The sequence below is a fragment of the Pseudomonas sp. C2.3V genome (assembly GCF_058536325.1).
Genome location: NZ_JBZUBN010000001.1, coordinates 2,515,598 through 2,537,435, shown reverse-complemented (window position 1 = coordinate 2,537,435; position 21,838 = coordinate 2,515,598). Strand labels below are relative to the sequence as shown.

Here is a 21,838-nt window from a genome sequence, read left to right as displayed (position 1 = left end):
CCCATAGATAAGAGACATCCACCATGTCCACAAAAAAGACCACCCTGCGCTCGGCCCAGTGGTTTGGCAATGCCGACAAGAACGGCTTCATGTATCGCAGCTGGATGAAGAACCAGGGCATCCCGGACCATGAGTTCCAGGGCAAACCCATCATCGGGATCTGCAACACCTGGTCCGAACTTACCCCCTGCAACGCCCACTTCCGCAAGATTGCCGAGCACGTCAAGCGCGGCGTCTACGAAGCCGGCGGTTTTCCCGTCGAGTTTCCCGTCTTCTCCAATGGCGAGTCCAACCTGCGCCCCACCGCCATGCTGACCCGCAACCTGGCCAGCATGGACGTGGAGGAAGCCATCCGCGGCAACCCGGTCGATGCTGTGGTGCTGCTGACCGGCTGCGACAAGACCACCCCTGCGCTATTGATGGGCGCTGCCAGCTGCGACGTACCCGCCATCGTGGTAACCGGCGGGCCGATGCTTAACGGCAAGCACCACGGTCGCGACATCGGTGCCGGTACCATCGTCTGGCAGATGCACGAGGCCTATAAGGGTGGACTGATCGACCTGAACGAGTTCCTCTCTGCTGAAGCCGGCATGTCCCGTTCGGCCGGTACCTGTAACACCATGGGTACTGCCTCCACCATGGCCTGCATGGCTGAAGCCCTGGGCACCTCGCTCCCGCACAACGCTGCGATTCCGGCCGTGGATTCGCGTCGCTATGTTCTAGCGCACCTCTCTGGCATGCGCATCGTGGACATGGTGCATGAGGACCTTCGCCTGTCGAAGATTCTGACCAAGGAAGCCTTCGAGAATGCCATCCGCGTCAATGCTGCCATCGGCGGTTCGACCAATGCCGTGATTCACCTTAAGGCCATCGCCGGGCGTATGGGAGTAGACCTTGAGCTGGACGACTGGACGCGGGTCGGTCGCGGTACGCCCACCATTGTCGACCTGCAGCCATCCGGTCGCTTCCTGATGGAAGAGTTTTACTACTCCGGTGGCCTGCCTGCCGTGATTCGCCGGATGGGCGAGGCAAACCTGCTGCCGCACCCTGATGCCCTGACTGCCAATGGCCAATCGATCTGGCAGAACTGCGCCGAGGCACCTATCTATGGCAAGGATGAGGTTATTCGTACGCTGGACAATCCCATCCGCAAGGACGGCGGCATCTGCGTGTTACGGGGCAACCTGGCACCCAAGGGCGCAGTGCTCAAACCCTCTGCTGCCACGCCAGAGCTGATGCAGCACCGGGGCCGTGCGGTGGTGTTCGAGAATCTGGAGCATTACAAGGAGCGTGTGCTCGACCCGGACCTGGATATTGACGAGACCTGCGTCATGGTGCTCAAGAACTGCGGACCGAAGGGATATCCGGGCATGGCTGAGGTGGGCAACATGGGTCTGCCACCCAAGCTGCTGGCCAAGGGCATTACCGACATGGTGCGTATTTCCGATGCGCGCATGAGCGGGACGGCCTATGGGACGGTGGTGCTGCACGTAGCGCCTGAGGCTTCGGCAGGTGGTCCGCTGGCGGTTGTGCGTGACGGTGACATGATCGAGCTGGACTGCGAGAACGGCCGTCTGCACCTGGATATCAGCGATGAAGAGCTGCAGGCCCGCTTGGCGGACTGGCAGGACCCGAACGCCAACCTGCTCGGTGGCGGTTATCGCAAGCTGTACGTGGACCACGTGCTGCAGGCCGATGAGGGCTGTGATTTCGACTTCCTCGTCGGCTGCCGTGGCTCCGAGGTGCCGAGGCACTCGCACTGATCTTCTTTAAGGTAGCCCGGCCATTTCAGGCTGGGTTATCTTCTGAATGCCTTGATTTCTCTGGCCTAGACCCCATCTCTTGAGTCTGGCTAAAGGGTGTCCCGTACATGACTCGATATAGGAATATGAGGCGAGTCATAGGCTTTTGGATGCAATTTACCCCTTGCTTCGCTAGCATTAGCCGACTTCTTTTTCTTCGCCGTGTCAGGTATCGATGAGTTATCAGGTTCTCGCTCGCAAATGGCGTCCGCGCTCTTTCCGTGAAATGGTCGGACAGACCCATGTGCTTAAAGCCCTGATCAATGCCCTGGATAACCAGCGCCTTCATCACGCTTATCTCTTTACCGGCACGCGTGGGGTGGGTAAAACCACCATTGCGCGTATTCTGGCGAAGTGCCTGAATTGCGAGACCGGCATCAGCTCGACCCCCTGCGGGGAGTGTTCGGTCTGCCGGGAAATCGATGAAGGTCGTTTCGTCGATCTGATCGAAGTGGATGCTGCCAGCCGCACTAAGGTAGAGGATACCCGGGAGCTACTGGATAACGTGCAGTACGCCCCTACGCGTGGTCGTTACAAGGTTTACCTCATCGACGAAGTCCACATGCTCTCGACCCATAGTTTCAACGCACTGTTGAAAACATTGGAAGAGCCGCCGCCTCACGTTAAATTCCTGCTGGCAACGACCGATCCGCAAAAGCTCCCCGTTACCATTCTGTCGCGCTGCCTGCAGTTTTCGCTGAAGAACATGCCGCCTGAGCGTGTGGTTGAGCACCTGACCCACGTGTTGACCGCTGAGCAGATTCCTTTCGAACAGGATGCCCTATGGTTGCTGGGGCGTGCTGCCGATGGCTCGATGCGCGATGCGATGAGCCTGACCGATCAGGCGATTGCCTTTGGCGAAGGGCATGTTCTGGCTGCCGATGTACGCGCCATGTTGGGTACGTTGGATCAAGGGCAGGTATATGGTGTATTGCAAGCCCTGCTGGAAGGTGATGCCCGCGCACTGCTCGAGGCCGTACGTCATCTTGCCGAGCAAGGTCCTGATTGGGCAGGTGTGCTGGGCGAGATGCTGAATGTTTTGCACCGTGTAGCGATTGCCCAGGCGTTGCCTGAGGCTGTGGATAACGGTCAGGGTGATCGTGAGCAGGTTTTGGCCTTGGCTCAGGCGCTACCCGCCGAAGATGTGCAATATTATTACCAGATGGGGTTGATTGGGCGTCGGGATCTGCCGTTGGCGCCTGATCCTCGTGGCGGCTTTGAAATGGTATTGCTGAGGATGCTGGCCTTCCGACCGGCTGAGGGCGGCGGCAGTACACCCAAGGCTGCGTTAAAGACGTTGGGAGCCAGTCAGGCCACGACTGACTCCAAGCCAGAACCGGTGGCCGCTCCGTCTGCACCATCCACGCCGGCTCAGTTGCCTGTTGCGCCAGTCACTCGCCCAGCGCCCGTGGCGAAACCCAGTCCCGCTCCGGTTAAGTCCGAGCCTCGGCCGGAACCGGTAACGGCTTCTGCATCGCCTGTTGCGAAAGAGCCAGAGGCCTCTCAGACAAGCGAGCCTGTCGATCTACCCTGGGATGAACCTACAACGGCCATCAAAACGCCGGTAGAGCCAACCCATGTGGTTCCGATGGCAACCGAAACGTTGGAGGCCACTGTCATTGAGCGGGTCGTTGACGAGCAGGACAATGAAGGCTTGGCAGACGACGAGCCACCGCCTGCCGATGATTATTACAATGCCGAGTCCGATTACGGCTATTTGGACGAGCTGACCGAAGGCGTACTGGCCGAGGCGCCGGCGACGGCCCCAGAGCCCGTACCGGCAGCCAAACCTGCAACCGGACTTGCCGCCGAGTGGATCGAATTGCTACCTAAGCTAGGCTTAGGAGGCATGACTGCAAGCATTGCGGCAAACTGTACGCTGGTGTCGGTTGAAAATGATGCATGGCACCTTCATCTGGATCCAAATCAGAGCGCATTATTCAACACGAACCAGCATCGCCGTTTGAATGATGCCTTGAATCAATACCAAGGGCGTACGATCAAGCTGGATATCACCCTCCAGACGCCCGAGCAGGAGACGCCAGCACAGGCTGCCGCTCGCAAACGTGCGGAGCGTCAGCGGGAAGCTGAGGCGTCCATACAGAATGATCCGCTGATCCAGCAAATGATGGAACAGTTCGCGGCTGTAGTCCGCGCGGACACTATCGAGCCGGTCAATTCCAAGGACTGACCGGGTTCTCAAACCAGACGAGGTAAACAGACATGTTAAAAGGTGGCATGGCCGGCCTGATGAAGCAGGCTCAGCAAATGCAGGAAAAAATGCAGAAGATGCAGGAAGAGCTGGCAAATGCCGAAGTGACCGGTCAATCCGGCGCCGGGCTGGTCAGCGTCGTCATGACAGGTCGCCACGACGTCAAGCGTGTGTCCCTGGATGACAGCCTGATGCAGGAAGATAAGGAGATTCTGGAAGACCTCATTGCGGCTGCGGTGAACGATGCCGTTCGCAAGATCGAGCAGAACAGCCAGGAAAAGATGTCTGGTATGACTGCAGGCATGCAGCTGCCGCCTGGATTCAAGATGCCTTTCTAAGCATCTAGAGGCTTATGGTCACGCCGTTGGCCGTTCTGGCTGGCGGCGATCCAGGCACGTTAACAGACGTTAGCCTGTCTATACTTTTATCTATCTCCATTCGAGATTTCTTCATGAGTTTTAGTCCTCTCATTCGACAGTTGATCGACGCGCTACGCATTTTGCCTGGGGTGGGCCAGAAATCAGCCCAGCGTATGGCCGTGCAGATGCTTGAGCGTGACCGGAGCGGGGGCCTGCGCTTGTCGAGTGCCTTGCAGGCAGCCATGGAGGGAGTAGGGCATTGCAAGCATTGTCGTACCCTGACGGAAAACGAACTGTGCCCTCAGTGCGCAGATCCGGATCGGGATGATCAACTGCTTTGCGTGGTTGAGTCACCGATGGACGTCTTTGCCGTTGACCAGACGGGCTTTCGTGGGCGTTATTTCGTGCTGAAAGGGCACCTGTCTCCTCTGGATGGTCTCGGCCCGGAGGCGATCGGCATTCCAGAGCTGATGGAGCGTATCGAGCAAGGTGCCTTCCAGGAAGTCATTATTGCAACCAACCCGACAGTGGAAGGCGAGGCGACGTCCCATTACATTGCGCAGCTATTGAAACCGCGCGGTTTAACTATTTCCCGGATTGCCCATGGTGTCCCCCTGGGTGGTGAACTTGATCTGGTAGACAACGGCACCCTTACGCATGCCTTTGCAGGCCGTAAGCCGATCACGCTTTGATCGGCGGTACGCAAATTGACGTAAAAAAGCATAGATCTATTCTTGAGAAGCATTATCATTAGCGATATCTCAATGCCATCTCGATAGGTTCTGACATGTGCGCGGCTGAAGTGTCATCACCCAACGCCTTGCATGACTGGTATAGCGAGCATCATGGCTGGCTGCACGGCTGGCTGAGCAAACGGTTGGGATGCTCGTTCAATGCAGCCGATCTGGCCCAAGATACATTCCTTCGTCTGTTAGCCAAAGGACGCGATCTTCCGTCCGTTCGAGAGCCGCGCGCTTACTTATCAACCATCGCCCATTCATTACTCGTCAATCACTGGCGGCGTCAGGATATCGAACGGACCTATCTCGAGGCGCTGGCTGATCGTTCCGAGTATTACGCGCCATCTCCAGAAGCGCGTGAAATCATTATTGAAAGTCTCGTTCAAATCGACGCCATGCTGGACCGTCTACCTGAAAAGGTGCGCTCAGCCTTCCTGATGTCTCAACTGGAAGGGCAGACGTATGCAGCCATTGGTGAGGTGCTAGGGGTGTCCGAGCGAATGGTCAAAAAGTACATGGCCCAAGCCATGCTGCACTGCCTGACCCTTGAGGTGGAATAGACCATGCAGGCCGCCCAGCAGATGTCCGAGACAGAGTGCGACTTTGCGGTGCTTGAGCAGGCGGCCGAATGGTTTGCCGTGCTCAGTGCTGATGATGTCAGCGATCAGGAACGTGTGCAGTGGCAGCTCTGGCTGGCAGAAAATCCGCAACATGCCCAGGCGTGGCAGCGTGTCGAGCTGATCAGTCGTCATTTTCAGCGCATACCCTCCGAGCAACGCCATGGCGCTACACAAGCGCTACAGAAAAAAGGGCAAACGCGGCGTCAGACATTAAAACTGATGACCGTACTTTGCAGTACCGGTGTTCTGGTCTGGACTACCTCTTCACAGTTGTCCTGGAGACAATGGTATGCCAGCTACCGAACACGTGTGGGAGAGATCAAGGATTTTCAGCTTGCTGATGGCTCGCATCTCTGGCTGAACACCGATACGGCAATGGACGTCTCGAACGAACCGGACCGCTTGCATCTGGCACTCTACAAGGGTGAGGCCATGCTGTCTCGAGGCAAGGATGCTCACTATCCGCTGACGCTTGATACGACATTCGGTGCGTTACTGGCCAAAGAAGCCCAGTTTAGTGTTTTTGATCGAGGAGGCTTTGGCGAGTTGGCAGTTTTCAACGGCAGTGTGCAGGTTGCTCCTGTGGCGTCGGCGTCCGTCACAGTAAAGGCAGGACAACAGGTGCGCTTTAGCACTGACGGGGTTTCTACTGCTCAGGTGAGTGAGCAACGCCGTCAGGCTTGGATCAAAGGGATGATTCTGGCTGATGATATGCGATTGAGCGATTTTGTTGATGAGTTATCGCGTTATCGCTCCGGGTATCTGGCCTGTGATCCGGATGTAGCGAATCTGCGTCTGGTCGGTGCATACCCACTGAAAGATACGGAGCGGGTGCTGACAGCCTTGGAGCAAAGCCTGCCCATTCGCATCAATCGACCGCTGCCGTGGTGGACGTCTATTTCAGCGCGTCCTGCCTGAATCTTAATAAAAAATATTATCATTAGCAGTTCCCTTTTCTTGATTTCGACTGGCTTTAGTCTCAAACAGGCTGAAAGCCATCACTGTTGAACACAAAAAAGGGATGAGTAATGGATTCGCGTCGTTCGTATCAGGCTTTTTTCAAGCGGAGCCCTCTGCATCAGGCTGTGCATGCTGCTGCACTTGCTATACCGATGAGCCTCGCCCTTGTGCCGCTTGCAGGTAATGCCGCTGAAACGGCTGCCACGGCCCAGGCAGTACGCAGTTACGATATACCGGCTGGCCCGCTGTCGACGGCATTGAGTCGTTTTGCTGGCGAAGCGAATGTCATGCTATCTGCCGATGGCGCATTGACGGAGGGCAAGCAGAGCCCAGGTCTCAAGGGGCAGTACAGTGTTGAAGAAGGTTTTGCAGCGCTGCTCAAAGGAAGCGGCTTGCAGATCGTCAACACCGGTAGCGGCAGCTACTCGCTGGCGGCTGGAACAGCAAGCGTTGGCAGTGATGTTTCCGAGCTTTCTGCGACTACCGTTACTGATTTCGCACTGGGCAATGCGCTTGGAACCATGGAAGGCTATAACGCCACCCATAGCCAGATTGCAACCAAGACAAGTAAGTCGATCCTGGAGACCTCTCAGTCGGTATCCGTGGTAACGCGCGACCAGATCGATGATCAGGGCTCGCAAACAGTTTCCCAGGCGTTGCGTTATACCCCAGGTGTGATGACCAACCCATATGGTGCAACTCACCGGTATGACTATGTTGCCATGCGTGGTTTCAATGACGGCTCGGTAGATAACATCTATCTTGATGGTCTCAAGACCATGGGAGATAGCGGTACCTATAGCAGCATGCAGGTAGATCCGTATTTCCTTGAGCGCATTGATATCCTGAAAGGCCCGTCTTCGGTGCTCTACGGACGGAGTAATCCTGGCGGCCTAGTAGCGCTTACCAGCAAGAAGCCACTCTATGAGCCTTATCATGAAATCCAGGCCACGGTGGGTACCCAGGGCCAGCGGGGTATGGGGTTCGATTTTAGTGGGCCGGTCAACGAAGACCAGACGATTGCCTATCGGCTGGTAGGCCTGGCGGACAAGTCCGATACGCAGTTTGATCACAACGAGGAGAAGCGCTACGCGATTGCGCCCACTGTAGCCATCGACTTTGATGAAAATACGACGCTAACCCTGCAGGCGTATATGCAACATGACCCCGAAGGCGGTTACCACGGCGGCCTTCCGGCAGACGGCACACTCTATCGCCACAATGGACAATACATCTCAAAGCATTTCTTTGAGGGCGACTCCGATTTCGACAAGTTCGAACGTACCCAGCAGATGGTGGGTTATCAGTTTGAGCATCGTTTCAATGATGTCTGGTCGGCACGGCAGAACTTCCGCTATCTGGATGGCAAGGTGGATATGCGGCAGGCTTATGCTGCGGGTTGGGCCAGCATAGGATCCAACGAGTTAGCGCGCGCAACCACTGAAGGCAAGGAGCGTCTGCATGCCTGGATTGTAGATAACATGGCGCAGGCTGAATTTAATACCGGGTCAGCCAAGCATACGCTTTTGATGGGGTTGGATTATCAGCGTCGTAAGGCCAAGGTCGACTACGCAGGCGGGTCCGCTTCTAACATTGATGCGTTCGACCCTGTCTATGGTAATCCGGGCGTTGCGGAAACATGGCAAACCAGCGATCTGCGTCGGATGGAGCAGACTGGCCTGTACATGCAGGACTTGATTGACCTGGATAAATGGCGGTTTTCGCTCGGTCTGCGCAAGGATTGGGTAGAGACCTCTTCCGAGGATGAGCTATACGGTGCAGGCAAAAACACCTACAAGGAGAATAAGGTTACTCCGCGGGTGGGTGCACTGTATCTTTTCGACAATGGTATCGCGCCCTACATTAGCTATTCAGAGTCTTTCAATCCCAACTCTTTTACTGACCAGAACGGCGATCCGCTCAAGGCTACTGAGGGCAAGCAGTGGGAGGCTGGCATCAAGTATCAGCCGCCGGGTACGGACAATATCTTTACGGCATCAGTCTTCCACATTACCCAAGAAAACCTGGCGACCAAACTGGCGAATGAACAATATTATCGCCCGGTAGGAAAGGTACGCTCCCAAGGCGTAGAGTTGGAAGCTCACATGCAGGTGACTGATAGCTTCCGTGTACTAGGGAGCTATACGTTTGCTGATGTCGAATACATTAAGTCGGATGACGGTACAGAAGGCAATACGCCTAACGTGGCCCCTCGTCATATGGCATCTGTCTGGGGAGACTACTCATTCAAGGAGGGATCGCTCCAGGGCTTGAGCCTGGGAGCGGGGGTACGGGCAGTTAGTAAGAGTTGGGCAGATCCAGCTAATACCGAACGCGTTCCTGGATACACCCTGTTTGATGCGTCAGTGGGTTATGACTTGAGTAATATGGGTCTCAAAGGTGTAGATGTACGTGTCAACGCCAATAACCTAACCGATAAAAAATACGTCGCTGCATGTAATAGCCTGTTGTATTGCTATTACGGCGAAGAGCGTAACGTCACCGCCACGGTCAGTTACAAGTTCTAACGATCAAAAGCGATAAAGCTTTTCAAGCAAAACGGGCGGCTTCAGGGCCGCCCGCTTTGTTTCAACCTTCCAGCTGGCCGCCCGCCAGGGCGCAGAGCTGAATCGAGTCGAGGATATGCACTTCCTTGCCTTCGGCCTCGATGATGCCGCTCTGCTGGAAGCGCGTGAACACACGAGAAACTGTCTCCACTGCAAGGCCCAGATAGTTACCGATCTCATTACGGGACATGGACAGGCGGAACTGCTGGGCGGAGAAGCCACGAGCGCGGAAACGTGCAGACAGATTCACAAGAAACGTCGCGATACGCTCGTCTGCGCTTTTTTTGGACAAGAGCAGCATCATCTGCTGATCATCCCGAATCTCGCGGCTCATCACACGCATCAGCTGGCGACGCAGTTGGGGAAGCTGATCGGCCAGCTCATCAAGATGCTCGAAGGGGATCTCGCATACCGATGTGGTTTCCAGCGCCTGTGCAGAAACCGGATGCAGCTCCGTATCCATACCGGACAAGCCAACCAGCTCGCTGGGTAGGTGAAAGCCGGTAATTTGCTCTTCACCGTTATCGGTCACGCTAAAGGTTTTAAGCGCGCCTGAGCGGACGGCAAAGACGGAGCCAAAACTGTCACCCTGTCGGAACAGATAGTCGCCTTTCTTGAGTGGACGGCCGCGCTTGACAATCCGATCAAGCTCATCCAGATCCTCAAGGTTCAACGACAATGGCAAGCATAAGGGTGCCAGGCTGCAATCTTTACAGTGGGCTTGCGGCGAGGTGACACGCATTTTCAAAGTCTCGGACATGGCTTTCGATTTATTCCATTAGTAAGCCAAGGGTATTACTGCACGCATGATGATGAAAGCTGTTAGTGAATTTATTAGATGACCCGTGAAAACCGTTGTGTGTTCTGTTGGGGCAAATAACGATCAAACAACATACAAACTGATCGCACGAGTAACCTCCCGGCCGGCAAGATATCAATGCCTTTTTCATCCAGGCGAATAAGCTCATCAGTCGCCATACGCTCAAGGTCAGGCATGACATCGGCAAAGTAATCCTTGAAATCAATTCCCAGTGCTCGGCCTGTTTCAGCAAAGTCGAGCTGGAAGTGACAAATTAGCTGCTGGATTACCGCGCGACGAATCAAGTCGTCCCGTTCACAGTGCAAACCCCGGCGTACAGCAAGTTGACCGTTATCCAGACTAGTCTGGTATTCGGAAATATCCACTGTGTTTTGAGAGTAAAGCTCATTTATCTGGCTAATGGCCGATACCCCCAGCCCAATCAGGTCACAATGGCCATGGGTCGTATAGCCCTGAAAGTTACGCTGCAGCGAACCATCTTCCTGAGCAATCGCCAATTCGTCGTCGGGCAGGGCGAAGTGGTCCATCCCGATGTAACGATAACCGGCAGCCATTAGCTGCTCAGTTGTCCTTTGAAGCATCTCCAGCTTTTGTGCGGGGCTTGGCAGCTCAGCAGCCTCAATCCGCCGCTGTGGTGGAAAACGGGTGGGGAGGTGCGCGTAATTGAATACAGACAAGCGATGCGGTTGCAGATCAATTACTGCCTCGACGGTTTTGGCGAAGCTTTCCGGCGTTTGCCGGGGAAGACCATAAATCAGGTCGATATTGATTGAACGATAACTGAGCGTACGGGCTGCATCGATGATGGCCCGCGTCTCGTTGAGGCTTTGCAGGCGATTCACAGCCAACTGCACATTCGTATCGATGTCTTGGACACCGAGGCTAACCCGATTGAAACCCAGCTCACGCAACAGGCCTATCGTGGCCCAGTCCGCTTCGCGTGGATCGATCTCGATCGAATAATCCCCAGAGTCATCATCCAGCAGGCTGAAGCGCTGACGCAGCTCGGACATCAGCTGCCGTAGCTGTTCAGGGTTGAGAAAGGTCGGCGTGCCGCCGCCAAAATGCAATTGCTCTACCTTCTGGTCTGCGCCTACATGACGACTGATCAGCTGAATTTCCCTTGTCAGGCTGGCCAGATAAGGCACGCTGCGGCTGCGGTCCTTGGTAATGACTTTATTACAGGCGCAGTAGTAGCAAATATGTGCGCAGAAGGGCACATGGACATACAGCGACAGCGGCCGCTTGGCAGTGCGGCTATCCCTTAGTGCATGCATCAGATCGAACGCACCTATCTGATCATGAAACTGCACTGCAGTTGGATAAGAGGTATAGCGAGGCCCTGCCATGTCGTAGCGCTGGATTAATTCTGGTTTCCAATCGATGGCGTCGAGCATGACCATACTCCCGTAAAACTATGAAGCAGAGTCTAGAAGCAAGTAGGTAGTGGCATCTTGACCTACATCAATAGCGACAACGTGAAGGCCAGAGAGGCGATAAAAGGTACGATGGATTCTGTTGAGCTAATTTTGTATGTAATACCAGCCCATAAAGAGTGCTATTAGATTCATTAGGAGGATTCGTGCAAGACAACCACGTCAATCAGAAGGAAGTTTCGCTTCTTTGGAGCAGGTGCGATCAAAAAATTGCCACGCTTGTTCTGGCGCATGGAGCAGGGGCTCCCATGGATAGTCCGTTCATGGATCAAATGACCAGGGCGCTGGTAGCCCAGCGTATCGAAGTAGTACGGTTTGAATTTCCTTATATGGCTGAGAGACGAATCTCAGGAAAGAAAAGGCCTCCATCTCCTAAGGCGCAGTTGCTTGCTACTTGGAAGCAGGTCATTGATCTGGTCAGGCAAACAACCCCAGAACCGCTTGCCATCGGCGGCAAATCAATGGGAGGCCGAATGGCCAGCCTGGTCGCTGATGAGGAGCGGGTCAGCGCATTGGTATGCCTTGGGTATCCATTCTATGCGGCAGGCCGCCCGGAAAAGCCGCGGGTCGACCATCTCGTTGATTTGCAAACGCCTACGTTGATCATCCAGGGCGAGCGTGATGCTCTGGGAGATCGGGAGACGGTTGAGCATTACACACTGTCTGACCAGGTCCGAATCGAGTGGGTACCGACAGCCAACCATGACCTTAAGCCACTCAAACGCTCAGGCTTGAGTCATTCACAAAGCATTGAGAAGAGTGCGTTATCGGTAGTGCGCTTTTTGGCCGCCCATCGGGCATAAAAAAGCCCGCACTGCGGCGGGCTTGTTTGTGGGAGCGCTTACATCAGGCTGCGCAATACATAGTGCAGAATGCCACCCGCCTTGAAGTATTCCACTTCGTTGAGGGTATCGATTCGGCAGAGAAGCTCTACCGTTTCCATGCTGCCATCTTCACGAGTGATTTCCATGGTCAGTGGCATACGTGGCCGCAGTTCGACGCCATCCAGTCCGAAAATGCTGATTTTCTCCTTACCGGTTAGACCTAGCGACTTGCGATCCACTCCGTTCTGGAACTGAAGCGGAAGGACGCCCATGCCTACCAGGTTGGAGCGGTGGATACGCTCGAAGCTTTCGGTAATCACTGCCTTGACACCGAGCAGGTTGGTTCCCTTGGCTGCCCAATCACGGGATGAACCTGTGCCATATTCCTTGCCTGCAATAATGACCAGTGGAGTGCTATCTATCTGATACCGCATGGCAGCGTCATAGATGGCCATTTTCTCACCGGTTGGAACATGCAGCGTATTGCCACCTTCCTCGCCACCCAGCATTTCGTTACGGATACGAATGTTGGCAAAAGTGCCGCGCATCATGACTTCATGGTTGCCACGGCGGGAGCCGTACGAGTTGAAGTCCTCATAGGCAACACCATGTTCGGTAAGGTAGCGGCCCGCCGGGCTATCCTTTTTGATATTACCAGCTGGGGAGATATGGTCTGTTGTGACTGAGTCGCCCAGTAAGGCGAGAATTCGCGCATCATGAATATCTGATACACGAGGTGGGTTGCCGCCAATGTTCTCGAAGAAGGGGGGATTCTGGATATAGGTCGAATCGTTTCTCCAGGTATAGGTTTTGGAAGCTGGAACCTGAATGGCCTTCCAGTTCTCATCGCCCTCGAAGACCGCTGCGTATTCCTTGCGGAACATCGCCGAGTTGACTTTCTCGATGGCGTCAGCCACTTCCTGTTGGGTGGGCCAGATATCCTTCAGATAGACCGGCTGGCCGTTCTTGTCTGTACCCAAAGGATCTTTAGACAGATCAACCTTGACGCTGCCTGCCAAGGCATAAGCGACTACCAGTGGTGGTGAAGCCAGCCAGTTCGTTTTGACAAAGGGATGTACGCGGCCTTCGAAGTTGCGGTTGCCCGAGAGCACTGATGCCACGGTCAGATCGCCTTCCTGAATCGCTTTTTCAATCGGTTCGAGCAGCGGCCCGGAATTGCCGATGCAGGTGGTGCAACCGTATCCCACAAGGTTAAAGCCCAACTTGTCTAGCGAAGTCATAAGGCCAGCAGCCTTATAGTATTCGGTTACGACCTTGGAGCCAGGCGCCAATGAACTCTTGACCCAGGGTTTGCGCTCCAGCCCTTTTTCAACGGCTTTTTTCGCCAGTAGACCGGCAGCCATCATGACGCTGGGGTTGGAGGTGTTGGTACAGGAGGTAATGGCGGCAATTACAACTGCGCCGTTTTGTAAGCGGTATTTCTGGCCATCAAGCTCATACTCGATGCCGTCCGCCTTGGGTTCGCCTTTAACCGAGTCGTCCAGCCCACCGGGTGTAACGGGATGTCCATTACCCTTGGGCGCAGTAGGCTTGAGTTGCAGACTCATAAACTGATCAAATGCTTCGCTGACCTTGGATAGCGAAACACGATCCTGCGGACGCTTGGGGCCTGCCAGGCTGGATTCGACATCGCCCAAGTCCAGATGCAGGGTGTCGGTAAAGCTTGGTTCGTCACCGGCCTCACGCCACATACCCTGAGCTTTGGCGTAGGCCTCAACCAGCTTGACTGTTTCTTCGGGGCGGCCCGAGAAGCGCAGGAAGTCCACAGTGACCTGGTCAACCGGGAAGAAGCCGCAAGTGGCGCCGTATTCCGGAGCCATGTTGCCGATGGTAGCGCGGTCTGCCAGTGGCAAATCAGCCAATCCGTCTCCATAGAACTCAACGAACTTACCCACTACGCCTTTCTTGCGCAGCATCTGGGTTACGGTCAGCACCAGGTCAGTAGCGGTAATGCCTTCGCGCAGCTTGCCTGTAAGCTTGAAGCCGATGACCTCAGGTATGAGCATGGATACCGGCTGGCCCAGCATGGCGGCCTCAGCCTCAATGCCGCCTACGCCCCAGCCTAGTACACCCAGGCCGTTGATCATTGTCGTATGCGAGTCGGTGCCTACCAGGGTATCCGGGAAAGCGTAAGTCTCGCCGTTTTCTTCGCGAGTCCAAACTGTACGGCCCAGGTATTCAAGGTTCACCTGGTGACAGATGCCGGTGCCCGGTGGCACTACGCTGAAGTTGTCGAAAGCTTGTTGACCCCAGCGCAAGAATTCGTAACGTTCACCGTTGCGCTGCATTTCAATGGCTACGTTTTCCTCATAGGCGTGTTCGGAGGCGTAACGGTCGACCATCACCGAGTGGTCAATCACCAGATCGACAGGGGAGAGGGGATTGATTTTTTCAGGATCGCCTCCTGCCTTGGCCATGGCATCACGCATGGCTGCCAAGTCCACGACTGCGGGTACCCCGGTAAAGTCCTGCATCAGAACGCGCGCCGGACGGTATTGAATCTCGCGGTCGGAAGTGCGTTCCTTGAGCCAGTCAACCAGTGCCTGCAGGTCTTCACGGTAAACGGTTTTATTGTCTTCCCAGCGCAGCAGATTTTCGAGCAGGACCTTTAGCGATACAGGCAAGCGCGAAATATCACCCAGGCTCTTGGCGGCTTCGGGAAGGCTATAGTAGTGATACGTACGGCCATCGACCTCTAGGGTACGACGACATTTCAGACTATCCAGTGCAGGCATGACGATGAATCTCCTCTCGGCTTGGGACGGCACGACGGTTCGGCCTTGTGCAAGACGACGTGACCTTCGCTAATCCCGGCTCAGGCCCACTCCGAGGAAATACCGAAAAGCCTGCCAACACTGCCTCTCGGCACGAAGATTCTGGGCCGAGCATCAATGGGGCCTGATCGGTATCAACAGCGGCGGACATCCGGCGCCAGCCTGTCGACCAAGCGTCGTCTTGCGCTTGTATCTCCAATACTGGACCGATTGACGGCTTTTACGTTCCCTGTTCCGCTCAATCCGGCTGGCTCGGGTATAGTGCGCAGCTTATTGCAAGGCGCGTCACAGGGCTGGAGTTTTGATGAATACGTTGTTGTTACATTGCCGACCTGGTTTTGAAGGCGAGGTGTGTGCCGAGCTTAGCGATCTGGCTGCACAGCTGGAAATTTCAGGCTACGCGCGGGGCAAGCCAGCCAGCGCCTTTGCCGAGTTCATTTGCAGTGAGGCAGAGGGTGCAGATCGCCTCATGAAGCGCCTGCGCTTTGCCGACCTGATCTTTCCGCGCCAATGGGCGCGAGGCACAGGTTTTGTCACGTTACCTGAGCAGGACCGTGTAGGAGCCATCCTGCAGGAGCTACAGAGCTATCCGGTCTGCGGGAGCCTGTGGTTCGAGGTATTGGATACCAACGACGGCAAAGCGCTGTCGACATTCTGCAAGAAATTCGAAAAGCCCCTGAGGGCTGCACTGACCAAGGCGGGCCGTCTCAAGGAAGACCCTGCCTTGCCACGGCTGCAATTGACCTTTCGAACAGGAACGGATGTGTTCATTGGCGTGGCCGAGCCGCGTAACGCTGCGTTTTGGCCGATGGGTATACCCCGACTCAAGTTTCCCCGTGAAGCGCCCAGCCGCTCTACGCTTAAACTGGAAGAGGCCTGGCATCAGTTTATTCCTCGTGCGCAGTGGGATGAGCGCCTTGCCTCGGGTATGCACGCCGTAGACCTGGGGGCAGCACCTGGAGGCTGGACATGGCAACTGGTCAACCGGGATATGCTCGTGACCGCCGTAGATAACGGGCCGATGGCAGAATCCCTGATGGAGTCAGGCCTTATCGAGCACCTGCAGGTCGATGGCTATGCCTTTCGTCCACGTAAGGAGGTCGACTGGATGGTATGCGATATCGTTGAGAAGCCGGCTCGTACGGCCGCGCTCATGGAAAGCTGGATCGGCGAGCGCTGGTGCAAGGAGGCAGTCGTGAACCTGAAGCTGCCAATGAAGCAGCGCTATGCTGAAGTCAGGCGCATTCTGGATCGATTGAAAAGCTATTTCGATAGCAAAGGAATATCGGTTGCGATCGCTTGCAAACAGCTCTACCACGATCGCGAAGAGGTCACCTGTCACCTCCGTCGCTTGAAATAACCAAAGCAGAACATTTACGGTTCGAAACGTACTGATGCAGCCAGTGCCTATGTCAAAGGCGCAGTTGCTACCGAATGGAGAAAAGCATGACTCTTACCGTTGACGCGACACTTGACGCCAGCGGGCTGAATTGCCCTGAACCTGTCATGATGCTGCACAACAAGGTGCGAGACCTGGCAGGTGGTAGCCTGCTCAAGGTCATTGCAACTGATCCCTCTACGCAGCGGGACATCCCCAAATTCTGCATGTTTCTAGGACATGAGCTGGTGCAGAAGGAGGAAGAGGGCGGCAAGTACCTTTATTGGATACGCAAGAAAGTCGAATAACCTAGTGGGCTGCATTTCTTATCCGGCGGCGTGCGCTACGTGCAAGGCGTATGGCAAGCAATACCGCTGCACAGGTAAGCCCCACTACCAGACCTTGCCAAAGGCCCGCCGGTCCGCGGGCCTGCCCAACCCAATCGGTCAGGCCTAGTACATAACCTACTGGCAGACCTATACCCCAATAGGCGAGCAGTGTGATCACCATTGTGGCCCGTGTATCCTGATACCCCCTGAGTCCCCCGGCCGCTGTCACCTGTACCGCATCTGAAAACTGGAAGAGAGCGGCAAATACAATCAGCGACGCCGCCAGGCTCACCACAGCCGGGTCCTGCGTATAAAGCGTTGCGATCGGTGCGCGGAAAAGCAGCATTATACTGGCAGAAATACAGGCCCAGGATAGGCCAACGGCCACTCCCGTGCCTGCCGAAAACCGCGCTTGCCGAGGCTCGCCGCGTCCCAGGGACTGTCCAACCCGTACAGTGATAGCCATGCCGATCGACAAGGGGATCATGAAGGTGAGTGAGGCAAAGTTAAGAGCAATCTGATGGCCTGCTACCACCGTTGCGCCTAGCTCACCGATCAACAGGGCAATGACCGAGAAGATGCTGGACTCCGCAAATACCGCGATTCCAATAGGCGCACCCACAGAGAGCAGGCGACGAATCACTGGCCATTGGGGAGCGTCGAAGCGGCTGAAGATACCGCATGCCTGGTAGATCTTGGCGCGTCGCACCCATGCGAACATGCCCAGGAACATCAACCACATCGCCACGCCACTGGCAAATCCGCAACCTGGACCGCCCATCGCTGGCAAGCCAAGGCGACCATGGATGAACAGATCATTTAGCGGAACGTTGAGTGTCAGACCAACCAGACCAATGATCATGCTGGGCCGGGTGCGTCCAAGCCCGTCGCTGAAGCAGCGCAGCACGTAATACAGTGCAACCGCGGGGATACCCATGGCGATGCCATGCAGATAGGTCATGGTTGGCTGAATCAGCTCCGGACTGACATGCATGGCAATCAGTAAAGGCTTCGCTGAGCATAAAAGAGCGCTGGCTATCAAGCCGATGACCACGGCCAACCAGAGCGCCTGTCGAACAAGCGGACCAATCTTCTCCGGTTGCCTGGCGCCATGATGCTGCGCCACGTTTGGCGTAGTGGCCAGCAGCGTTCCGGTCATCAGAAGAAAGACCGGCACCCAGACGGAATTGCCTAGCGCAACGGCTGCCAGGTCCAACGGACCGACACGCCCAGCCATGACGGCATCGACGAACCCCATGGCAGAGTGCGACAACTGCGCAATGATAATAGGCGCTGCCAGTGCGAGCAGGGCCGTTAGCTCATGACGGATCCGCTGCCGCCGGGTAGGTCTTGTGTCCACGAGATTATCAGGTGAGGGAAAGTTAGTCAGTGTACGACGCTTTTCGGATGCCGAGAAATCCATCACACGTCTTGGGCCTGATAAAATGTATGTCTCGCTGATTGGAGTTCAAGATGCGCATCCTCGCAGATGAAAATATCCCCCTTCTGGATGAATTCTTTGGTGCCTTTGGATCGATCAGGCGAATGCCGGGCCGCGCCATGGACAGGGCTGCCGTGGGCGAGGCTGATGTTCTCATCGTACGGTCCATAACACCTGTAACTCGGGCATTGCTGGAAGGCTCACCGGTCCGTTTCGTGGGGACGTGCACCATCGGTACGGACCATCTGGACATTGATTATCTGGAATCGGCTGGCATTGCCTGGAGCAGTGCGCCGGGGTGCAATGCACGCGGCGTTGTCGATTACGTTCTGGGTGCGCTTCTTGCCTTGAGCGACGCCCGCGGAGTCTCGCTGAGTGAGCGCACCTATGGGGTTGTAGGCGCCGGACAGGTTGGTGGCCGTCTGGTGGAGGTGCTGAAAGGGTTGAACCTGAATGTGCTGGTGTGTGATCCACCACGTGCACTATCCGCACCAGATGATTTTGTCTCGCTTGAAATCGTGATGAAGAAATGTGATGTCATTTCTCTGCACGCACCGCTGGTACGTTCCGGGCCTGACGCGACGTATCGCCTTTTTGATGCTGAGCGCCTGGCTGAATTGAAAGCTGGAACATGGCTCATCAATGCGTGCCGCGGGGAAGTTATCGACAATCAGGCGCTTCGTAAATGTCTAGTTGAAGGTGCCGATCTGGAAGTTGTTCTGGATGTCTGGGAGAGTGAGCCTGAGGTCGATGTCGAGCTGGCCAAGCGATGCCGCTTGGCGACACCTCATATTGCTGGCCATAGTCTTGAGGGCAAGTGGCGCGGTACTGCAATGATTTACGCTGCCTTTTGCGCCTGGCAGGAACAGCGGCCAGAAAAAGCCTTGGAGGACTTTCTACCTGAACAGTGGCTATCGAAGATCGAGCTTTCGGCCAGCGCTACGCCTGAACAGGCACTGAGACTTTTGTGTCGGGCCGTTTATGATCCGCGCAATGATGACGCCGCTTTTCGATTATCACTCAAAGGTGATACTCAAACGCGGCGTAACGGGTTTGATCTGCTTAGAAAGCATTATCCCCAACGTCGGGAAATTACCGGACTTCGCGTTTATACCGATGCAAGCCCGGCAACTTCCCGAATCGTAGAGGCACTAGGCGCTACATGTCTGTAATTACTCAGGGTGTGTAGGCGTCTTGAGAGAGTCGTCTGGCTCACGACATGCCTTTTGAATCATGGCCTCGGTAATCGGGATCTCGCGACCCTTTTCATCGATGAGGGCGCCACCCAGGCGTTGAGCATGATCGGAGGTTGTGTGCTGAGAAGTGTTCTGAACGGTCATTTCAGTCTCCTTTGCCATATGAGTCCAACCTAGCCAAGACAGGTTAAGAAGATATGACAACCTAGAGCGTCCAAAAGTGCCGCAAGGGTGCATAGCGTTCGCTATGCACCTGGCCTGTCAGTGGTATTCGCAAAGATAAGCCGTTTCCACGCTGACTTTGAGCTGGAATTTGCTGTTGGCCGGAACGGTGAATTTCTGGCCTGCCTCAAAAATTTCCCAAGCATCACTGCCAGGTAGTTTGACCGTCAGGGCACCTGCTACCACGTTCATGATTTCCAATTGGCTCGTTCCGAATTCGTATTCACCTGGCGCCATGACGCCAATGGTGGCTGGCTTACTGCTCAGATTGAAGGCGATGGATTTAACGGTGCCGTCAAAATATTCGTTAACCTTGAACATGGCTTTCCTTAGGATTGTTTTAAACGTCAAGCCAGTATGCCGAAACCTTTACGCTGCCGCCACTAAGCCATTAGTGCACGGTTATAGGCAGTAGCCTTGCCGTGTTACGCGCGTCCTCCAAGGCCCTGTGCGGCTGACCATGAAAGCAGTACCCGGCAAGGCTCAGGGCCGAGCCCAGGCTGACAGGGCGGGGTAGTTGCCTGGACTTCGCAAAGCGCTGCTTGAGATTCATGTGGGGAGTGCGTGCCAGGAGTGTGCTGATTCTGTGCTCACGCCAATCACGCTGTAGCTGACGGCGATCATAGTCACCCCAGCTGCACCAGCCCGCCAAATGCGCTTCATGGCTACTCAGCCATTGCTCAAAGTGTTGCCAGACCGTATACAAGGGCGCTGCGCTATCTACATCGTCTTGGGTAATGTGCGTAAGCGATTTGCAGAACGCGGTCAGCAGAGGTCGATGCAGGGGCCTTACATAGCTCTGAAAGTGATCAAGCTCTTGTCCGGTACTATCGATCAACACGGCGCCGATCTCGATGATCTCCATCTCCTCGACAGGCCATCCGCCTTCATCAGTGGTCGCTTCCAGATCGATGACCAGCCAATGCTTCATCGTGCCTCCAAAGAGCTTTTTGTAAGTAAGAGGACAAGGCATCCTGGTAACGGACCGGCGCCCACAGGCAGAGACCTGTATCAAGATAGGCAAGTTTCAGGCTTAAACACAGAGCTACGCACATTTTGAGGCTCTTCTGACGAAGGGTGTGACTGAATCCATGCCGGTGCCGACTATTAAGTTGGACGCCAGGTATTAGCCGCTTGGACAAACGTTTGAGTGACGCTTGGCGTTGGGGCCAATCCCCCTTATGCTTTTTGTATCTACTACTCAGGTCTATACGTTATGGAATGCCGTGCCGGCTGTGGTGCATGTTGCATTGCGCCTTCTATTTCCACGCCATTGCCTGCGATGCCACAGGGCAAGCCTGCAGGTGTGCGATGTGCACATCTAAGCGAAACCGATTTATGTGAGTTGTTCGGAAAGCCGGAACGACCGCCGGTGTGCAGCGCCTTTTCGGCAGAGCCTTTTGTCTGTGGTGACAGCCGTGACGAGGCACTTATGCTGATAGCGTATCTGGAAGATGTGACTGCCGCCTGATTCAACCCCACCATACACGCTTTATGCTCATAACAAGAAAAGGAAGGTTCAATGCGTACTTTTTTTAAAACAACTGTTTTAACGGCTCTGTTCGCGACATTGTGTTCTGGCGCCTACGCCGAGGAATGGAAACTTGCAAAGGATGAAGATGGGGTAAAGGTCTACACCCGTAGCGTGGAGGGGTCTAAATACAAGGCCTACCGTGGTGTTGTTACGATTAAGGCTACTCCTGAGCGTATCGAGCAACTTCAGGAGGATACCGCCAGCTCCTGCAAGTGGCTCTATCGTTGCCAGCAGCTCAAGGTGCTCAAGCAGCAGGGGCAGGACACCTGGACCTATATGCGCATTGAAATGCCCTGGCCGGTCACGGCGCGTGATGTGGTGCTACATATCACAACGGAGCAAGCCGGCAATGGAGGTTTCGTTCGTCATTTAAAAGGGGAGCCCACTTACACACCTCCTGCAGACGGCTACGTGCGAGTCAGCAGTTTCGACGGTAAATGGCAGGTGCTGCCAAAGGCGACAGGATCTGTGGAGGTGACGTACGAAGCCCAAAGCGAACCGGGCGGAAGCATACCGTCTTGGTTGGCTAATAGCTTTGTCGTTGATGCGCCGTTCAACACCTTGCAAGGTCTTCGTAAGGCGGCGGAGAGCCGTTAACCCACA

General features: G+C 55.2%; 20 protein-coding genes. 13 read left to right on the top strand and 7 right to left on the bottom strand.

Annotated elements, in window-relative coordinates:
• Nucleotides 1-23: 23 nt before the first annotated feature.
• From AC4LF3_RS12020 to AC4LF3_RS11990, 7 genes are all read left to right on the top strand, one after another.
• On the top strand, nucleotides 24-1,763 hold the full coding sequence (locus tag AC4LF3_RS12020; protein WP_074824048.1) for an IlvD/Edd family dehydratase: 1,740 nt from the start codon (nucleotides 24-26) through the stop codon (nucleotides 1,761-1,763).
• Nucleotides 1,764-1,977: 214 nt separating this feature from the next.
• The gene (dnaX, locus tag AC4LF3_RS12015; protein WP_219653576.1) at nucleotides 1,978-3,993 is read left to right on the top strand and encodes a DNA polymerase III subunit gamma/tau; all 2,016 of its coding nucleotides are present in this window, start codon (nucleotides 1,978-1,980) and stop codon (nucleotides 3,991-3,993) included.
• A gap of 32 nt (nucleotides 3,994-4,025) precedes the next feature.
• The gene (locus tag AC4LF3_RS12010) at nucleotides 4,026-4,352 is read left to right on the top strand and encodes a YbaB/EbfC family nucleoid-associated protein (protein WP_010794802.1); all 327 of its coding nucleotides are present in this window, start codon (nucleotides 4,026-4,028) and stop codon (nucleotides 4,350-4,352) included.
• A gap of 113 nt (nucleotides 4,353-4,465) precedes the next feature.
• Nucleotides 4,466-5,065 (top strand): recombination mediator RecR, encoded by a 600-nt coding sequence (gene recR, locus AC4LF3_RS12005; RefSeq protein WP_491835373.1) that lies wholly within the window; start codon nucleotides 4,466-4,468, stop codon nucleotides 5,063-5,065.
• Between the two features lie 95 nt (nucleotides 5,066-5,160).
• On the top strand, nucleotides 5,161-5,673 hold the full coding sequence (locus AC4LF3_RS12000) for a sigma-70 family RNA polymerase sigma factor (RefSeq protein ID WP_019365234.1): 513 nt from the start codon (nucleotides 5,161-5,163) through the stop codon (nucleotides 5,671-5,673).
• A gap of 3 nt (nucleotides 5,674-5,676) precedes the next feature.
• Nucleotides 5,677-6,651 (top strand): FecR domain-containing protein, encoded by a 975-nt coding sequence (locus tag AC4LF3_RS11995; protein WP_407361941.1) that lies wholly within the window; start codon nucleotides 5,677-5,679, stop codon nucleotides 6,649-6,651.
• A gap of 110 nt (nucleotides 6,652-6,761) precedes the next feature.
• Nucleotides 6,762-9,221, top strand: coding sequence for a TonB-dependent siderophore receptor (locus tag AC4LF3_RS11990; protein ID WP_491835372.1), 2,460 nt, complete (start codon nucleotides 6,762-6,764; stop codon nucleotides 9,219-9,221).
• 61 nt (nucleotides 9,222-9,282) lie between these two features.
• Here the strand turns inward: AC4LF3_RS11990 and fnr are convergent, their stop codons facing one another.
• Together fnr and hemN are read right to left on the bottom strand one after the other, a co-directional pair.
• Nucleotides 9,283-10,020, bottom strand: coding sequence for a fumarate/nitrate reduction transcriptional regulator Fnr (gene fnr, locus AC4LF3_RS11985; RefSeq protein WP_026003866.1), 738 nt, complete (start codon nucleotides 10,018-10,020; stop codon nucleotides 9,283-9,285).
• Nucleotides 10,021-10,094: 74 nt separating this feature from the next.
• Nucleotides 10,095-11,477 (bottom strand): oxygen-independent coproporphyrinogen III oxidase, encoded by a 1,383-nt coding sequence (gene hemN, locus AC4LF3_RS11980; protein ID WP_491835371.1) that lies wholly within the window; start codon nucleotides 11,475-11,477, stop codon nucleotides 10,095-10,097.
• A 185-nt stretch (nucleotides 11,478-11,662) separates the two neighbouring features.
• Between hemN and AC4LF3_RS11975 the strand changes: the two genes are divergently transcribed.
• Nucleotides 11,663-12,319 (top strand): alpha/beta family hydrolase, encoded by a 657-nt coding sequence (locus AC4LF3_RS11975; RefSeq protein ID WP_434134465.1) that lies wholly within the window; start codon nucleotides 11,663-11,665, stop codon nucleotides 12,317-12,319.
• Between the two features lie 38 nt (nucleotides 12,320-12,357).
• Here the strand turns inward: AC4LF3_RS11975 and acnA are convergent, their stop codons facing one another.
• Nucleotides 12,358-15,096, bottom strand: coding sequence for an aconitate hydratase AcnA (gene acnA / locus AC4LF3_RS11970; RefSeq protein WP_219653569.1), 2,739 nt, complete (start codon nucleotides 15,094-15,096; stop codon nucleotides 12,358-12,360).
• A gap of 343 nt (nucleotides 15,097-15,439) precedes the next feature.
• On the opposite strand from acnA, the gene rlmM reads away from it, so the two are divergent.
• Together rlmM and tusA are read left to right on the top strand one after the other, a co-directional pair.
• A complete protein-coding gene (rlmM, locus tag AC4LF3_RS11965) occupies nucleotides 15,440-16,495 on the top strand; it encodes a 23S rRNA (cytidine(2498)-2'-O)-methyltransferase RlmM (RefSeq protein ID WP_404627877.1) in 1,056 nt (351 codons plus the stop codon).
• An 86-nt stretch (nucleotides 16,496-16,581) separates the two neighbouring features.
• A complete protein-coding gene (tusA, locus tag AC4LF3_RS11960; RefSeq protein WP_019365227.1) occupies nucleotides 16,582-16,821 on the top strand; it encodes a sulfurtransferase TusA in 240 nt (79 codons plus the stop codon).
• 1 nt (nucleotide 16,822) lies between these two features.
• On the opposite strand, the gene AC4LF3_RS11955 is transcribed toward tusA, so the two are convergent.
• Complete coding sequence (locus AC4LF3_RS11955) at nucleotides 16,823-18,265, bottom strand: MATE family efflux transporter (protein ID WP_312601180.1); 1,443 nt, start codon at nucleotides 18,263-18,265, stop codon at nucleotides 16,823-16,825.
• A 50-nt stretch (nucleotides 18,266-18,315) separates the two neighbouring features.
• Here AC4LF3_RS11955 and pdxB point away from each other — a divergent pair, with 50 nt between their 5' ends.
• Nucleotides 18,316-19,455 carry a 4-phosphoerythronate dehydrogenase PdxB gene (pdxB, locus tag AC4LF3_RS11950; RefSeq protein WP_491835370.1) on the top strand — a complete coding sequence of 380 codons (1,140 nt, stop codon included), beginning with the start codon at nucleotides 18,316-18,318 and terminating at the stop codon, nucleotides 19,453-19,455.
• Here the strand turns inward: pdxB and AC4LF3_RS11945 are convergent, their stop codons facing one another.
• From AC4LF3_RS11945 to AC4LF3_RS11935, 3 genes are all read right to left on the bottom strand, one after another.
• Nucleotides 19,456-19,623, bottom strand: coding sequence for a PA1571 family protein (locus tag AC4LF3_RS11945; protein ID WP_019365224.1), 168 nt, complete (start codon nucleotides 19,621-19,623; stop codon nucleotides 19,456-19,458).
• Between the two features lie 117 nt (nucleotides 19,624-19,740).
• Entirely contained in the window at nucleotides 19,741-20,022 is a 282-nt protein-coding gene (gene ppnP, locus AC4LF3_RS11940; protein WP_491835369.1) for a pyrimidine/purine nucleoside phosphorylase, read from the bottom strand.
• A 70-nt stretch (nucleotides 20,023-20,092) separates the two neighbouring features.
• Nucleotides 20,093-20,632, bottom strand: a complete 540-nt coding sequence (locus tag AC4LF3_RS11935) for a 3'-5' exonuclease (protein ID WP_491835368.1) — start codon at nucleotides 20,630-20,632, stop codon at nucleotides 20,093-20,095.
• A gap of 285 nt (nucleotides 20,633-20,917) precedes the next feature.
• Between AC4LF3_RS11935 and AC4LF3_RS11930 the strand changes: the two genes are divergently transcribed.
• A complete protein-coding gene (locus AC4LF3_RS11930; protein ID WP_010794786.1) occupies nucleotides 20,918-21,172 on the top strand; it encodes a YkgJ family cysteine cluster protein in 255 nt (84 codons plus the stop codon).
• Between the two features lie 51 nt (nucleotides 21,173-21,223).
• Nucleotides 21,224-21,832, top strand: coding sequence for an START domain-containing protein (locus AC4LF3_RS11925; RefSeq protein ID WP_010794785.1), 609 nt, complete (start codon nucleotides 21,224-21,226; stop codon nucleotides 21,830-21,832).
• The last annotated feature ends 6 nt before the right edge of the window (nucleotides 21,833-21,838 follow it).

Bases quoted from the DNA above. Each gene is read 5' to 3' on its own strand.
- recR (WP_491835373.1), top strand. From the start codon at position 4,466: ATGAGTTTTAGTCCTCTCATTCGACAGTTGATCGACGCGCTACGCATT.
- AC4LF3_RS12000 (WP_019365234.1), top strand. From the start codon at position 5,161: ATGTGCGCGGCTGAAGTGTCATCACCCAACGCCTTGCATGACTGGTAT.
- tusA (WP_019365227.1), top strand. From the start codon at position 16,582: ATGACTCTTACCGTTGACGCGACACTTGACGCCAGCGGGCTGAATTGC.
- AC4LF3_RS11995 (WP_407361941.1), top strand. From the start codon at position 5,677: ATGCAGGCCGCCCAGCAGATGTCCGAGACAGAGTGCGACTTTGCGGTG.
- fnr (WP_026003866.1), bottom strand. From the start codon at position 10,020: ATGTCCGAGACTTTGAAAATGCGTGTCACCTCGCCGCAAGCCCACTGT.
- dnaX (WP_219653576.1), top strand. From the start codon at position 1,978: ATGAGTTATCAGGTTCTCGCTCGCAAATGGCGTCCGCGCTCTTTCCGT.
- AC4LF3_RS11955 (WP_312601180.1), bottom strand. From the start codon at position 18,265: ATGGATTTCTCGGCATCCGAAAAGCGTCGTACACTGACTAACTTTCCC.
- acnA (WP_219653569.1), bottom strand. From the start codon at position 15,096: ATGCCTGCACTGGATAGTCTGAAATGTCGTCGTACCCTAGAGGTCGAT.
- AC4LF3_RS11925 (WP_010794785.1), top strand. From the start codon at position 21,224: ATGCGTACTTTTTTTAAAACAACTGTTTTAACGGCTCTGTTCGCGACA.
- rlmM (WP_404627877.1), top strand. From the start codon at position 15,440: ATGAATACGTTGTTGTTACATTGCCGACCTGGTTTTGAAGGCGAGGTG.
- AC4LF3_RS11930 (WP_010794786.1), top strand. From the start codon at position 20,918: ATGGAATGCCGTGCCGGCTGTGGTGCATGTTGCATTGCGCCTTCTATT.
- AC4LF3_RS11935 (WP_491835368.1), bottom strand. From the start codon at position 20,632: ATGAAGCATTGGCTGGTCATCGATCTGGAAGCGACCACTGATGAAGGC.
- hemN (WP_491835371.1), bottom strand. From the start codon at position 11,477: ATGCTCGACGCCATCGATTGGAAACCAGAATTAATCCAGCGCTACGAC.
- AC4LF3_RS12010 (WP_010794802.1), top strand. From the start codon at position 4,026: ATGTTAAAAGGTGGCATGGCCGGCCTGATGAAGCAGGCTCAGCAAATG.
- pdxB (WP_491835370.1), top strand. From the start codon at position 18,316: ATGCGCATCCTCGCAGATGAAAATATCCCCCTTCTGGATGAATTCTTT.
- AC4LF3_RS11945 (WP_019365224.1), bottom strand. From the start codon at position 19,623: ATGACCGTTCAGAACACTTCTCAGCACACAACCTCCGATCATGCTCAA.
- AC4LF3_RS11990 (WP_491835372.1), top strand. From the start codon at position 6,762: ATGGATTCGCGTCGTTCGTATCAGGCTTTTTTCAAGCGGAGCCCTCTG.
- AC4LF3_RS12020 (WP_074824048.1), top strand. From the start codon at position 24: ATGTCCACAAAAAAGACCACCCTGCGCTCGGCCCAGTGGTTTGGCAAT.
- ppnP (WP_491835369.1), bottom strand. From the start codon at position 20,022: ATGTTCAAGGTTAACGAATATTTTGACGGCACCGTTAAATCCATCGCC.